At 34.6% G+C, this 15,879-nt stretch carries 13 protein-coding genes; 10 read left to right on the top strand and 3 right to left on the bottom strand.

What is annotated here, in order from left to right; all coding sequences use genetic code 11:
* Positions 1–176 precede the first annotated feature (176 nt).
* Both melA and ACY191_RS00530 read right to left on the bottom strand, forming a co-directional pair.
* Positions 177–1,475, bottom strand: coding sequence for an alpha-glucosidase/alpha-galactosidase (melA, locus tag ACY191_RS00535; RefSeq protein ID WP_042737632.1), 1,299 nt, complete (start codon positions 1,473–1,475; stop codon positions 177–179).
* Positions 1,476–1,644: 169 nt separating this feature from the next.
* Positions 1,645–2,529, bottom strand: a complete 885-nt coding sequence (locus ACY191_RS00530) for an AraC family transcriptional regulator (RefSeq protein WP_107511892.1) — start codon at positions 2,527–2,529, stop codon at positions 1,645–1,647.
* Positions 2,530–2,748: 219 nt separating this feature from the next.
* Between ACY191_RS00530 and ACY191_RS00525 the strand changes: the two genes are divergently transcribed.
* The 8 genes from ACY191_RS00525 (at position 2,749) to ychF (ending at position 13,196) form a co-directional block, all read left to right on the top strand.
* Positions 2,749–3,732: a choloylglycine hydrolase family protein gene (locus ACY191_RS00525; protein ID WP_042737630.1), complete on the top strand. Its 984-nt coding sequence runs from the start codon at positions 2,749–2,751 to the stop codon at positions 3,730–3,732.
* A 100-nt stretch (positions 3,733–3,832) separates the two neighbouring features.
* A complete protein-coding gene (locus tag ACY191_RS00520; RefSeq protein ID WP_042737629.1) occupies positions 3,833–4,930 on the top strand; it encodes a low temperature requirement protein A in 1,098 nt (365 codons plus the stop codon).
* A 434-nt stretch (positions 4,931–5,364) separates the two neighbouring features.
* Positions 5,365–6,912, top strand: coding sequence for an NADH dehydrogenase subunit 5 (locus ACY191_RS00515; protein ID WP_229366825.1), 1,548 nt, complete (start codon positions 5,365–5,367; stop codon positions 6,910–6,912).
* The gene (locus ACY191_RS00510) at positions 6,896–9,511 is read left to right on the top strand and encodes a DUF2309 domain-containing protein (protein ID WP_229366826.1); all 2,616 of its coding nucleotides are present in this window, start codon (positions 6,896–6,898) and stop codon (positions 9,509–9,511) included. The genes ACY191_RS00515 and ACY191_RS00510 overlap by 17 nt, the downstream gene beginning before the upstream one ends.
* 200 nt (positions 9,512–9,711) lie before the next feature.
* Positions 9,712–10,089 carry a Na-translocating system protein MpsC family protein gene (locus tag ACY191_RS00505; protein ID WP_042737626.1) on the top strand — a complete coding sequence of 126 codons (378 nt, stop codon included), beginning with the start codon at positions 9,712–9,714 and terminating at the stop codon, positions 10,087–10,089.
* 887 nt (positions 10,090–10,976) lie between these two features.
* A complete protein-coding gene (locus ACY191_RS00500; RefSeq protein WP_042737625.1) occupies positions 10,977–11,861 on the top strand; it encodes a mechanosensitive ion channel family protein in 885 nt (294 codons plus the stop codon).
* A gap of 21 nt (positions 11,862–11,882) precedes the next feature.
* Positions 11,883–12,098: a DUF951 domain-containing protein gene (locus ACY191_RS00495; protein WP_042737624.1), complete on the top strand. Its 216-nt coding sequence runs from the start codon at positions 11,883–11,885 to the stop codon at positions 12,096–12,098.
* Positions 12,099–13,196: a redox-regulated ATPase YchF gene (gene ychF / locus ACY191_RS00490; RefSeq protein ID WP_042737623.1), complete on the top strand. Its 1,098-nt coding sequence runs from the start codon at positions 12,099–12,101 to the stop codon at positions 13,194–13,196.
* A gap of 292 nt (positions 13,197–13,488) precedes the next feature.
* Here ychF and ACY191_RS00485 read toward each other — a convergent pair whose 3' ends face one another.
* Positions 13,489–14,280, bottom strand: coding sequence for a GH25 family lysozyme (locus ACY191_RS00485; RefSeq protein ID WP_042737622.1), 792 nt, complete (start codon positions 14,278–14,280; stop codon positions 13,489–13,491).
* A gap of 410 nt (positions 14,281–14,690) precedes the next feature.
* Here ACY191_RS00485 and rpsF point away from each other — a divergent pair, with 410 nt between their 5' ends.
* Positions 14,691–14,996: a 30S ribosomal protein S6 gene (gene rpsF / locus ACY191_RS00480; RefSeq protein WP_107511898.1), complete on the top strand. Its 306-nt coding sequence runs from the start codon at positions 14,691–14,693 to the stop codon at positions 14,994–14,996.
* An 18-nt stretch (positions 14,997–15,014) separates the two neighbouring features.
* On the top strand, positions 15,015–15,530 hold the full coding sequence (gene ssb / locus ACY191_RS00475; protein WP_042737620.1) for a single-stranded DNA-binding protein: 516 nt from the start codon (positions 15,015–15,017) through the stop codon (positions 15,528–15,530).
* Positions 15,531–15,879: the final 349 nt, after the last annotated feature.

Below are 15,879 nucleotides of genomic sequence, written 5' to 3'. Positions count from 1 at the left end.
AAAAAATACGCTTAGCTTATTTCAATGCTTTGCTATTGACTACAACTTAAAAAATGTATACTACATTTACCATTACTAATGTGCAATGGTATGTTAATCCTGTTTAATAAAAACCAGTCCACCCTCAAGTTTTATTGAGAGTTGGTATCTGGTTTGAAATAAAATTGAATAAAAATTTATTTAAATTCAGGTAGCCAATCGCCATGGGCTTCAATTAAATCATCACACAGTGCAATAATATCGTCGATTGAAAGTTCTGAAGCCGTATGTGGATCTAATAGTGCAGCTTGATAAATCTTATCTTTACTTTGAGTTAAAGCTGCTTCGATGGTTAATAATTGTGTATTAATATTGGTACGATTCAACGCCGCCAATTGTTCCGGCAGTGCTCCGACATATGTTGGAGCAATACCACTTGCATCAACTAAACATGGAACTTCTACTACGGCATTTTCAGGGAGATTGCTAATCAAACCACCAGTGTTTAATACATTACCACCAATCTTAAATGGCTGATCTGTCTCCATTGCTTCAATAATATAAGAACCATATTCATGTGAGCGTTCGTGAGTTAAATTCTGATCGTTTACAATATCATCGCGCATTTGTTTCCATTCTTCGATTTGATTTACACATCGACGTGGATATTCGTCTAATGGGATATTATATTTCTCGATGAGCTCAGGATATTGATCTTTAATAAAGTAGGGGTGATACTCCGCATTATGTTCTGAAGATTCAGTAACATAATAACCAAATTTATCTAGCAATTCGAAGCGGACCATATCATCATGTGTTGTTTGTTGCTTCGCTTTAGCTCTTTTTTTAATTTCAGGGTAAATATCTTTGCCATCTTGAGTAATTTCAAGTAACCAAGCCATATGATTTATGCCAGCAATCTTCCACTGGATATTATCCTGAGACATTTCTAATGATTCGAGTAAATGACTTGCACATACTTGGACACTATGACATAGGCCAACTGTTTTGATACCTTCTTGTAACATCACGTTTGTGAGTACTGCCATTGGATTTGTATAGTTTAAGAACCAGGCATCCGGACAAACTTCTTTCATATCACGTGCGAAATCTTGCATTACTGGAATAGTTCTTAAGTTTCGGAAAATACCTCCAATACCTAATGTATCTGCAATTGTTTGACGTAAGCCATATTTTTTAGGTATTTCAAAATCGGTGATTGTTGCTGGGTCATATCCACCAACTTGAATTGCATTTATGACATATTTTGCTCCTGATAAAGCGGCTTTTCTATCATGGTAAGCAGTCACTTTTACTGTTGAGTTTAAATTCTTTTTTAAATTGTTCAACATGAGTTCAGAATCACGTAAACGCTCTTCATCAATATCAAATAGTGCAAATTCAAAGTCTTGTAAAGCATCTACTGTCATACAATCTCCTAAGACATTCTTTGCGAAAACAGTACTTCCAGCGCCTAAAAACGTTATTTTATTCATATATTTTCCTCCTAAAGTAACACAATAATTTTTGTAAATATTATTCGAAAATTCTGATAAATAAGTCGATAAAATATTTTAAGTTTGCTATAGCTTAGTTATAGCTTAGTTACTTTAGAGGTAATATACAATCGTAAATAAATTTGAAAAGGGTAATATATTGCTGTTATTAGTCGATGAATATTTTGTCGACGGACATAATGGATGTGTCACGTCTATAACGATTCGGTGATACACCAACGATTTTTTTGAATACTTTACTAAAATAATTACTTGATGTATAGCCGACTTCTAGAGCTATTGTTTCAATATTAAAGTCATTGGCAGACAATAACACTAAAGCTTGTTTAATACGCGTCTTAGATAGATAGTTGATGGGTGTGTCTTTGACTGATTTTTTAAATTGGCGTGTGAAATGGTACTTTGATAATTGAGATACTGACACAATATCGTCTAATGTAATATCTTGCTTATAATTATTTTCGATAAAATGTATGGCTTTAGCAATGGCTAACGGGTATTGATTGACTTGTTGTTGGCCATATTCAAAGTATTCAAGACACTTCATCATAAATGTATAGGCACAAGCTGATGCATCATAACCATGCTTAATACCTAATGTTTCTATACGTTCTAACGTTTCAATAATATGGCAGATTGGTTCTGAGTGTATGGGTAATTTGAATATATGACCATAGCTACTGATAATTTGTTGGAATAAACGCCCAATTTCTTCACCATAAATTGTAAAATAAAGAAATTCCCACTGCTTAGAGTGTGTAGGTAGAAAATAACAGTGATCACTCGGGACATGTACAAAGAAAGCATCACCAGTCTCAAGGTATCTAGTTTCATTGTCCAAAGTTATAGCACCTTCGCCATTTATCGTGTATTGAAATATGTAAATATCTTCTTCCCCTCTATGTAAACCATGCCAACGATAATCATGAGTTTGTCTGAGTTCATAACCTGTCGCATTTAGTCCGGCAACTTTACTTTGAAAATCACCTTTAAATCTGAATCCATATGAGTTGTGTTTAATTTCTTTTTCCAAATTAAATACTACCTCCATTCATTTGATTTTTATTCTATCATTGTTTTATAACGAAATAGTATTGATATATGTAAGCGATATTAAAATTTTAGAAAATAAGGGTTGATAAAATATTATTATTTTAAATAAATGAATTGTGATTCTTTCCCTTTGAATATGTGATAAAATGCGTGGTAACTGTAGTGAATATGCAGTTTATTTTGAATTGGAGGGTTGAGGATGTGTACAGGTTTTTCAATATTATCACCTCAAAATATTAATTATTTAGCAAGAACTATGGATTTTGATTTTGAATTTAATGGTATCCCGATAGCGGTACCTTCTCAATATACTTGGACGTTTGATATTGCTGGGACGAAACAAATGAACTATGGTTTCATTGGTACAGGTGTCATGGTAGGTCGTTATAGTTTTGGTGACGGTGTAAATGAACATGGTTTAGCGATTTCGACTCATTATTTTACAGGCGAAGCAAGTTATGCAACTGAACCACGTGAAGGTTATTTTAATATAGGACCAGAAGAATTTATCGTATGGGCATTAGGTAACAATCAATCGTTAACTGACTTGCAACATAATCTACATAAGATTAATATCGTAGCAGTTGAGAATAAAGCGCTCAATAACATTCCACCATTGCATTTTATAATTACGGATCAATCAGGTGTTACGGTTTCTGTTGAACCTCATGATGGATTGTTGATTATGAAGGATAATCCAGTACATGTATTAACGAATAATCCTAAATTAGAATGGCACTTAGAAAATTTAAGAAATTATGTTCATTTAACGCCTGAACATGGCAGAGAAAAGCAGTTTGGTGAATTGCAATTTGCTACATTAGGTGTCGAGGGTGGAACATATGGTTTACCGGGGGGCTTTACGTCTGCAGAGCGTTTTGTTCGTGCTGCATATTTACGACACCATTTAGAAATGGACTCTGAAGATACATTACAAAATGTGAATAGTTGCTTTAAGGTATTGAACAATGTGAGTATACCTAGGGGTGCAGTGATAGACGGTGAGATGGCACATTACACACAATATCAATGTGTATTACAATGCCATGAACCGACGTATTTTATTAAACCGTATCATAGTAGTGAGGTCTTTGAGGTGAAGTTAACAGAAGCTTTACTCAATAAAGAAGAAATTACGTACTTTTCTATTGATCATCCTTTTAAAACACAGCGTTTAAATTAAATTGATCAGTAGCAATGTTATTTACCTATTATATGAAAGGTATAGCGATAAATTATAAGAACAAATGAAAGATTGCGTATGAAGTTTGGGGGGAGTATTGGTGAAAAAGAAAGAAGTGAGTATGTCGGAATTATTTTTCGACTTAGTGTTTGTGTTTGTATTATCTACGATTAATCAAACAATCGAACACATTTCAGAAGACTTGGCTTCATTAGAAAGCCTAGGCAAGAACTTTACAATGTTTTTAATCTTCTTTGCGATATGGGTATATCGTACATTGCTAGTAAATAGGTTCTTTGAGCAAAAATGGTATCAATATTTATTTGTATTTATTGATATGTTCTTGGTGTTATTGTTGTCGAAAGCTACGAATGCGGACTTTCAACAAACGTTTAAGCCGTTTGTAACGATGTCAATTTTGATATTCTTGAGTATAGCTATACAATACATCCTTAATTATAAGTTGAATAAGCAAGTAGTCACGTTACAACTCGTTAAGGTGTATGTTTCAGGCTTGTTATTAATGATAATTGTATCGTTGGTTTCGTTAGCGTTACCAGCAGGAATTAACTTTTGGATTTACTTTATCGGTATAGTGATTATGGCTATTTTCCCAGTACTATTCTTAAAGGTTTCCAAAGAGAATCCGCTATTTTTCTCACATTTCTCAGAACGTTTAAGTTTATTTATGATTTTATTATTTGGGGAAGGTATCGTACAAATAGTGAATAATGTCGAGATTGCACATATTAATGTATTAGACGTGGTTTACTTTGTGTTAGTTGTAAGTCTGTTTATGGTTTATACCTTACATTATAAGAAGAGTTTGAATTATGAGAGAGATGATGCAACAGGCTTTGCTAGTGCCTATTTACATTTAGCGTTAATCTTTACGTTAGACTTTATCTTTTTAATTATGAACAAGGTACTAGCAAATCACGAAATTAGTACAGTGGAATTATATATTTATACACTGGCTTTTGGTATTTTCCTACTAGCAATTTATATAGATACACAGTTACACAACTCAGTCATTGATCAACGTGCTTTATTTATAACTATTATCTTAATCGCCACGATAATTGGATTAATTATTACTAATATTTATTTAGTTACTATCGTAGAAATTATTGGCATTCTCCTGTTGTGCTTTATATTTTATTCAGGTAAAAGTGATGACGAAATAGGAATTAAATAAATTTATAATATAGTTTGATTTGAACATTCTATATATTAATTATAAATGCAAATTCTTGACAATCACGAATAATCAGTATATCGTGATATTATTGAATTAAAAATAACAAGTTGTTGAGAACTGTGTGACGTAGAAGATTGACACCTTAGCATTATGCTAATAACTTAAATTGGTTTGGTGAAAAGGTGAACAATAAGCTAGTTTAGGCAGAGATTGTGCGACTTATTAATGAACTTTTAAATTATAAACTTTAACTATATATGAGGTAGCAAAGCGAAGCATTACATTTATCCACATGTAATGAGTCGTATTGAAGCCGACAATGTTAATGAATCAATGATGATTTATTATATATTGTCGGCTTTTATTTATACTTAAATATTTTTGAAACAAGCGTATATAGCAAGTTAAAAAAATGTAAAGGAGGAATCGCCATGCTGGCATCGATAGATGTTTCTGTATATTTTATTGTATTTTTTGTAGCTTTAGCTGTTGCTATAGTAAGTGGCTTGTTCTTTTTATCGAATAAATTGCCGCTAGCCTATGTGCGTATCCATATTTGGCTCGTCGCACTACCCGTTATTGTTGCATTTGTAGGGTTGTTAGGTGCTGAGAAGAATATTGAACTAGGTGTTTGGTACTCAGATGTCTTGGCATGGTTGATGACCTTCTTTGTATTAGGTATTGGATTGATAATACAACGTTATTGTATTCGTTATCTCTCAGGAGATTTGAATTATAGAAAGTATTTTACTCTATTTACATTAATGACTAGTTTTGCTGCGAGTGCCTGGTTGACGGCAGACTTACGTATTATGGTTGTTTGTTGGGGACTTACACTGATATGTTTAACGTTATTAATAAGTTTGACGAAAGCATGGGGTGTTACACGTGAGGCGGCTAAAGTATCTGGCAAATTATTTTTAGTGAGCTGGATTGCATTAGCAATAGCAGTATTGTGGATGGGGACTTTAACTGGTGAATGGCATTATATTAATATCTTTACGCAAGAGCATGTGAGTCAAATCGCAGTGTGGCAAAGATTTATTATTAATATTTTAATCGTTATTGCGGTCATCATTCCTGCTGCTCAATGGCCTTTCCAAAGATGGTTAATTGAATCTGTGGCGGCACCTACACCTGTTTCAGCAATTATGCATGCTGGAATAGTGAATGCGGGTGGTATTATGTTAACGCGCTTTTCTCCACTATTTAACGGTGATTTAGCAACTGTCGTATTGTTATGCTTTGCGAGTGCATCTGTATTGATTGGTGCCGGTATTAGTTTAGTACATGTTGATTACAAACGATTATTAGTTGGTTCGACAATTGGTCAGATGGGCTTTATGTTGATTCAATGTGCACTTGGTGCATATATTCCAGCGATTATTCATTTAATGCTTCATGGTTTGTTTAAAGCAACATTGTTCTTGAGATCTGGCTCAGCAGTCAGACATTTTAATGTTCCAAGTCGAGCGAATGAACGTATGTCTTACTTGTGGATTCTAGTAGGGCGTTTGCTGGCGTTGTTAATTGGATTGAGTTTTTGGTTGAGTGAGCCTGGGCAAGGTTATAGATTAGTGAGTGGTCTAATTTTAGCATGGTCGTTATCTGTTTCGTGGGCACAGTTAGTTGCATTTGGTGAAGGTAAATTCGGACGTATAATGGGTCTATTAGTCTTACTTACTGTTGGTATTGTTTATTATTTAGTACATCATTACTTAAATGAAGCATTACATACAATTGCCTTCCAAAGTTCGCAACCACCAATGTTTATTGTTGTTATTGTAGCGCTAATCTTATTATTTGGTAGTGCGATGAGTACTTGGGTGGCTCGTCACCGTAATTCTACTGCCTTTGCAATGCTGTATATGTGGCTAGTGAGAATTGGAGACGCTAAAATAACTACGGTTGAACGTCATCCGAATTATTTGAAACAGTATTTATCGAAAGGAGGACACTCAAATGGGGAAAATGGATAAAACAACGATGTATCATAATATAGACAATAACGACTTAAATCAACTCATAGCAAACGCGCAAAAAGTCATTGTACCTTTGTCACCCATTTCAGTGTTTGCTGCCCGTAGTCCTTGGGCCAACCTAGAAGATAAAAATTTCGATGATGTGGCGCAATGGTTAAGGGAAGTGCGAGAAGTCGATATGTATCCAGCAGTTTCAACGATATTAGAGGCAAAGGACAACGGTGAAATTGCTCAAGATAAAGTAGATGAAGGCTTAGAACAATGGTTACAACAAACTACAGCTCCATGTGCATCTGAAACTTTAGCCCACTTTGTAAAGCAAGTGATGACGTTGAAATCCTTGCAGAAGACTAATGACAAAGCACAATATGCACAAGCAAAGCAATTTGCAACATCATTAGCGCGGTCAACAAGTGGTCATAAATCAAAACATGCTCGCTTAATCAGTGCCGCAATAATAGATGACCAAGGCACAAAAATAAGTGACTATGTTGATTATCATGTTATGAAATGGTGTAAGTTGTATGTTGATGATGCACAAGCTGGCTGGACAATGCCTGACAGAGAACGCGGTTTCTTTGCATCATGGTATCGATTGGTTCAACATGATCCGGCATTGACTAAGCAAGAGCGACAACGTATTAAAACATTGCCGAATGATTCGGAACTACTCTTAAATACTGCACTTCAGCGTTTAGGTATTGATGAGGGAGAGATCCAATCTTATCTGGAACAACACTTATTGGCCTTGCCTGGTTGGGCAGGTATGATGCTTTGGCAAGAAGAAAATGACGAACACGAAGATCATTTAATACGTACGTATCTAGCTATTCGATTAGCGCTAGAATGGTGTTTAGTAGACCCTTATTTACCTATTAAAGCTGAACCACGTGTTGATATATCACAGTGGACGGAAGCTATTTTACAATGGTTAGAATGGGGAGGGTATAGTGTTGAAGCATGGAGTCAGTTAACTTCAGAAAGTCAATTAGCGCATGTTCATTTTGCCTTACATTTTAACCATCAAGTGAGTAGGAAGATTTGGTTAGAAGCGTGGGAAGAGACGTATCAGCAACAGATGAAAGATCATTTAGAGCAGACCGCTACGAAAGTACAAGATGAAACAATAACACCAACAGCACAGTTGGCCTTCTGTATAGATGTGCGTTCTGAACCATTTCGTCGTCAGATTGAAAAGGCAGGTCACTTTGAAACGATTGGGATTGCAGGATTCTTTGGCTTGCCGATTGCTAAAAGTGAATTAGGCAAAAAGCATAGCCACCCATCGTTGCCTGTTATGAATCAACCACAACATAAGATTAAAGAATATACAGCTGAACGTGAGCCTACTGCTTTTCAACAACGTAAGCATGTCCTTCAGTCTGTGACTTATACTTTTAAGAAAATGAAACAAAACGCATTGCCAAGTTTATTGCTGCCGGAATTAAGTGGTCCATGGCTTACATTACAAACAATTACGCGTAGTTTTATTCCACGACGAACTGGAAATTTGATTAGAAAGTTTTACGGAAGATGGTTGCAAAAACCTCAAGATACAACATTAACCTTAGATTATCAACATGAGCATGAAGATCATTTGCCAATTGGTTTTACAGATGAAGAAAAGATTGCATATGCTAAGCAAGCATTAACATTGATGAATTTAACGAAGCGCTTTGCACCATTGGTCGTATTCTGTGGTCATGGTAGTCACAGTGCAAACAATCCGTATGCAGCTTCGTTAGATTGTGGTGCTTGTGGTGGAGCTGCCAGTGGATTTAATGCCAAGGTGTTAGCACAGTTATGCAATTTGCCAGAAGTACGAGCTGGATTAGCTAATGCAGACATAGTTATTCCTTCGACAACAGTGTTTGCCTCAGCGGAACACCATACATCTGTTGATGAGTTAGCATGGGTATATCTTCCGGAATTACCAGAAGCGGCTCAAGATGCATATGAAGCATTAACAGCTAGTATGCCTGAGATTAGTCGTCGTGCTAACCAACAACGTTTGTCACAGTTGCCAAACAATCACATAACTAAAAAGGATCCAATTAAAGAAGTACACCGATTAGCAAATGACTGGAGTGAAATTAGACCAGAATGGGGTCTAGCTAAAAATGCGTCATTTATTATTGGTGAGAGAAGTTTAACTAAGGATATAAACTTAGAGGGTCGTGCATTTCTGCATAATTATAATTGGAAAGATGATGAGGACGGTAGTATACTTGCAAATATCATTTCGGGACCTGCAACGGTCGCTCAATGGATAAATTTACAGTATTATGCTTCCACTGTAGCGCCACATTATTATGGTAGTGGAAATAAAATCACTCAAACAGTTACTGCTGGAATCGGTGTAATGCAAGGTAACGCGAGTGATTTGCTTACAGGTTTGCCTTGGCAATCAGTAATGTCAGCTGATAATAAGATGTATCATTCTCCTATTCGGTTATTAATCGTCGTTCAAGCACCACAACACGTGATTGTGAACCTTCTAGATGCGTTACCTGATTTCCGTCAAAAAGTAAATAATGGTTGGGTAAGATTAGCTAGTATAGATCACTTTGGTGACTGGAAAGAATGGTCTAATTAAATATAATGAAATAAGTAATAGATATAATAGGCAACAGATTAACATGTAAGGTCGACTACTTTCCCGTGACAATATAGGTATGATTTTTGAATGTAAATTATGCTATTATAGAAAAAATAGATCAAAAATGATACTGTTATTTTGGTAAGTTCGATTCTAGTTTAACCTCTTAAACTTGTTCTACAGGAGATGTATAGGTAATGAAGACGAAGAAGGGCACATACGAGTCTGAAATTAGTAAAGCCATCACACAATGGGAGAAGGATTTTCTTGGACGTGGCTCACTTTCAGTAAAGACAGATATTTTGCGAGATATGATCATCGTGAGTTTACAAGGCGTACTTACCCAAGCGGAATACAAAGTGTGTGAGACCAATGAAGGCTTGCTAACGATTAAGAAGACGCGCTCTAAATTAGTAGAGTCCGGCATAGACGCTTTAAATGAAATTGTGTTGTCTATAACTGGTGAATCAGTAAAAGGATTTCACACAGATTTAAGTTCCCGTACCGGCGAACGCGTTATGATATTTAAATTGTATAATGATTTGGAAAAGCAGTTAATTGAACAACATAAATAACTATTTAAGGTTGTTGTAGCTGTTTTGTAGATAATATAGAACAGATTAAAAAGGTCAATCTGAGGTAACACTTCGGTTGGTCTTTTTAATTATTTCATTGAGTGTGTTCATTGCGCATTATATAAAAGTCGTTAAGAGCATTTAGATTTGGAACTGTGGCGATTTAACGATTGGAATTATGCTTGCATGGTGGAAGGACACATAAGAAATGCACTTACCGATGTAAGGGTCAGTAAGTGCGATATACTTTTAGAAATTTGGAAGATTTTTTAGTTTAATTAATTTTATCATCATATAAATAATGTTTGGGTGTTAAAGAATTATAATTTTATCTAATGGTGACAGTAACTTTAAGATGAAATTTACAAGGTCATACTACTGTATTTTGAAAAGTTATCACACGAGGAAATATGTGAAAACTTAGTAATTAGCTCGGGAGAAATTTGAACCGGCTATTTAAGTAAAGTGTCACCTCCTTTATCAGAATATTATAATAATTTGTATATCTTTTGGTAAAATTTCCCTAGTTGTACCAATTCAATGCCGAATCGTTATTATTTATATGTTATTTAACTTTAATTGTATATAATTTTTTATCATTGCTATATAATGGATGTCATTCAAAAATCCGTATTTTATCTTAATAACATAATATGAATAACTTGTTTTAGCGCTTTGATTTGTAGTAAAATTACTGCTTGGGTGTTAAAGAATCATAATTTTTATTATGGTTCTTTTTCTTATGTCTAGCTTTAATATATTAAGTGAAGATATTGAAAAATGCTGACTATTAAAGTTGAAATTAAATCCGAAGTAGGATTTGTTTTATAATAATATTCAGTATAATAATTAAAAGTATATAGTGAGGTAATAAGGAGGACGGACGTATGACTCAACTCAAAAATATTCTGTATTCATTAATAGAACCTCTAACTAAGCCAGAAACGTACCAAAGTTTACTGTCTAATTTAATTATGATTGTTGTGTATGTTGTAGTGGCATGGATTGTCTTACGTTTTATTAATAAGGGTATTGAGCAATTCTTTAAAATTCAAAATAAAGGTAAAAAAGCGAATAAAAAACGTTCCAATACATTAATTTCACTGATTCAAAATGTGGTTTCCTATGTGGTATGGTTTATCGTATTGACGACAATTTTAAGTAAGTTTGGGATTAGTGTTGAAGGCATTATTGCAAGTGCTGGTGTAGTTGGTCTTGCAGTGGGCTTTGGTGCACAAACAGTAGTTAAAGATATTATTACAGGTTTCTTTATTATTTTTGAAAATCAATTTGATGTAGGGGACTATGTTAAAATTAATAGCGCAGGAACGACCGTTGCAGAAGGCACAGTTAAAGCGATAGGTCTCAGATCTACACGTATCAATACAATTAGTGGCGAGCTTACTACATTGCCAAATGGTAGTATGGGAGAAATAACAAATTACTCAGTGACAAACGGAGAATCTATAGTTGAAATTCCGGTTTCTGTTGAAGAAGATATCGACAGAGTCGAGGAAGTATTGACGAAGCATTTTGAAGCAATGAGATCTAAATACTATTTATTTGTATCAAATCCTAAGGTAGTAGGTATTAACTCAATAACTCGAGATGAAATTGTCTTAAGTATTTCTGCAGAAACAGTTCCGGGAGAAGGATTTTCCGGGGCGCGAATATTAAGAAAAGAAATTCATAAATTATTTAAAGACAATGGTATTAAAGTGCCTCAACCAGTTATGGTACAATATGATTCGAATCAACAAAATAAAGCATAGAAAGTTCGGAGGTGTGACATCATGACATCAGATTACGGTTTGAATGATATTGTAGAGATGAAGAAGCAACATGCATGTGGGACGAATCGTTTCAAGATTATTCGTGTTGGTGCAGACATCCGAATAAAATGTGAAAATTGTCAGCGAAGTATTTTGATTCCTAGACAAACGTTTAATAAAAAAATGAAGAAAATACTAGTATCCAATCAAGATACTGAAAATAAGGAGAATGAATAAATGGCTTTAACAGCAGGTATTGTTGGGCTACCCAACGTAGGTAAATCAACGCTATTTAACGCAATAACAAAAGCAGGTGCGCTTGCAGCGAATTATCCTTTCGCGACAATCGATCCCAATGTAGGAATCGTAGAAGTGCCAGATAGTCGACTTAATGTCTTAGAAGAAATGGTTCAACCGAAGAAGACCATCCCGACAACATTTGAATTTACAGATATTGCTGGAATCGTTAAGGGCGCTTCAAAGGGTGAAGGTTTAGGTAATAAATTCTTGTCACATATCCGTGAAGTTGATGCGATATGTCAGGTTGTACGTGCTTTTGATGATGACAACGTGACGCATGTTTCTGGTAAAGTAAATCCAATTGATGACATTGAAGTTATTAACATGGAATTAGTTCTTGCAGACTTAGAATCTGTTGAGAAGCGTTTGCCAAAAATTGAAAAGATGGCAAGACAAAAGGATAAAGATGCTGAAAATGAAGTGCGTATTTTATCAAGAATTAAAGAAGCTTTAGCAGATGGTAAGCCAGTTAGAAGTTTAGAGTTTACAGAAGAAGATCAAAGATATGTTAAACATGCACAATTGTTAACATCTAAAGAAATGTTATACATTGCCAACGTTGGAGAAGATGAAATTGGTGATGAAGATAATGAAAAAGTGAAAACAATTCGTGAATATGCACAACAAGAAGATTCTGAAGTTATCGTTATCAGTGCTAAAATTGAAGAAGAAATTGCAACATTGGACGATGAGGATAGAGAGATGTTCTTAGAAGATTTAGGCATTGAAGAACCGGGTCTAGATCGCTTGATTCGCACAACTTATGATTTACTAGGTTTAGCGACATACTTTACGGCAGGTGTGCAAGAAGTTAGAGCATGGACATTTATTAAAGGTATGACAGCACCACAATGTGCAGGCATCATCCATACTGACTTTGAGCGTGGATTTATTCGTGCTGAAGTTACAGGCTACGATGACTACGTTGAATACAATGGAGAAAGTGGCGCTAAAGAAGCTGGTAAGCAACGCCTTGAAGGTAAAGAATATATCATGAAAGACGGAGACGTCGTGCACTTTAGATTTAATGTTTAAACTAGCGTAGTGAATATTTAAATATAAATCAATTTGAGTTATAGCGGCCATACTCAAAATAACAGGAATAATCCAGAGTATTATCAATATATGGATTATTCCTTTTTACTTTAATTTAGCTTATGCTTTTGAAAGTACATAGTTGTCTTAATATGAACTTCAGCATAGTGTAAAACTGTAATTTAATAAAACAAGAAAACGTCAATTCCTATCTTAATTGTAAAAATGATAGAAATTGACGTTTATTTTAATGCTTTAACAATCTAGGTGTATTTGTAAATACTATATTCATTTAAGATGTAAACCAGTTGCTGCTAACATTTGGACCTAAATAATTCGCATCTACTTTTTGGTTAAGTTCTTGTGAATTATAACCGTCTGTATATTGCCACAGTACGTGTGGTGAAGTAGGCTGTGCCTCATTATAATTGGCAATCCATACGCCATCATAATTATTAGCAGATTGTGTAGCATGTTGTTTCATAAAGTTTTCATATGAATAAAATAAGACTTTCTTGTTTCCGGCAAGACTCTTCATTTCGTCATACCATGCATTAGTACTTTGATCCGTTGTGCCAGATGTTACAGAATTTTGTTCAAAATCATTGATGTAAAATTTAGCTTTTGGTGCGCGATTGTATAGTGTTTGGGCTTCATAACGGGCGTCGTCAGGATTTTCATACATGCTGTAAGAATAGACCCCGAAGTCCAAATTGTATTTATCTAATATAGCTGAATTATGGCTTAGAGAAGCATCGATTTTTTCAGAACCGTATTGGGCACGAATGATTATGAAATCATAGTTTTCTTTCAGTGATTTGACTTGTTGCTCTGTTAAATCACCTTGCCATTCTGAAATATCAAGTACTCTTTCACCATTTGTAGCAGCTTCAGGTTGCACTTGTTTAGTTTGTTGCTCTTTGGATTGTGCATCTGGATGTTTCGAAACATATTTTTGATAACCATACCCCATCGTACCTTGCTCACTCGTATTTGCTTCGGCAGCATTAGTAGAATGGATAGTTAAAGTAGATGCCAAAATAACAGTGGTTGTGATTAAACCTTTTTTGATTGTAGAAACCATAGTCTTCTCCTTTAATGTGCTTAAAATTACCTAAAAATAATCTAAGTGCATAGGGGTAAACAACAAATTATGTAGCGTAGTTGATATGCTAATAGAATTAGTTTTATTTAGCAACCTTATGTCGAAAAACATTAAAACTTTATAAAAAACAAATTCCAATTGTATAATTTGTTATTGTTATTATTGTGTTGCAACATAATATTGTGGTTCTAGAACGTGGATTTATGTGATTTTCGATAAATTGTTTCATATGAAACATCGAAATTTGAAATATATATTTGACGTACTGATTATCATTGTAAAAAGTAATACCGTGTGCTATAATTCTTGACTGTGAGTAATGAAAATTATTCCTTGCTTATCATATAGTATGATGAGCCGTATAGACCACAAGGAGGTGCAATTATAAAATGAGAACATATGAAGTTATGTATATCGTTCGTCCAAACATTGAAGAAGATGCTAAGAAAGCTGTCGTTGAACGTTTCAACGGAATTTTAGCAACTAACGGATCAGAGGTTTTAGAAACTAAAGATTGGGGCAAACGTCGTTTAGCTTATGAAATCAATGATTTCACAGAAGGTTACTACAATATCGTACGTATCCAAACTGAAAATAACGAAGCTACTGACGAATTCCAACGTTTAGCTAAAATCAATGATGACATCATCCGTTTTATCGTTATTCGTGAAGACGAAGATAAAACAAGAAAATAATTAATGGGGGTCGCTTAAATGATAAATAGAGTTGTTTTAGTCGGTCGTTTAACTAAAGATCCAGAATATAGAACAACACCCTCAGGCGTGAGTGTTGCGACTTTTACCCTAGCGGTAAATCGTACGTTTACAAATGCGCAAGGGGAACGCGAAGCTGATTTCATTAACTGTGTTGTTTTCAGAAAGCAAGCAGAGAATGTAAATAATTATCTTTCAAAAGGTAGTTTAGCTGGCGTTGACGGTCGCATTCAATCACGTAGCTATGAAAACCAAGAAGGACGTCGTATTTTTGTAACAGAAGTTGTTTGTGATAGCGTTCAATTCCTTGAACCTAAAGGACAAAACCAACGTCAACAACAGGATGGAAATAACAATTTCCAAGACTATGGCCAAGGTTTTGGTGGACAACAATCTGGACAAAACACGTCTTATCAAAATAACAACAACCCATCAAATAACAATGGACAATCAGATAATCCATTTGCAAATGCAAATGGTCCGATTGACATTAGTGATGATGATTTACCGTTCTAATCTACAAGTATTGTGTGAATACGAAATGTAGATTTAAAGATTAATCATAATATGTGTGAATTGCATTAAATATGTGTGTGTGAAATGTGTGAATAATAATGCAATAAAGAAGTACACCTTCAGAGATGAGGGTGTATTTTTTTATGCAATTTTATATCGCCAAGTGGAATGCGATACCTTACGCACTCTAACCACTATCATAAATCGGTCATTATCATTTGATAGAACTCCTATAAAAATTATATAAAGTTTCACCTTACACAAAAGCCCTTGATACATTAAAAGTAAAATATTAATAAAATATTTTTGTATTTAAATTTTAAGCACAAAATTGCTCTATAAAAATATT

Source organism: Staphylococcus sp. TCBT05 (assembly GCF_055179755.1).
The sequence above is the reverse complement of the archived record's forward strand: the minus strand, read 5'-3'. Positions and strand labels throughout refer to the sequence as shown.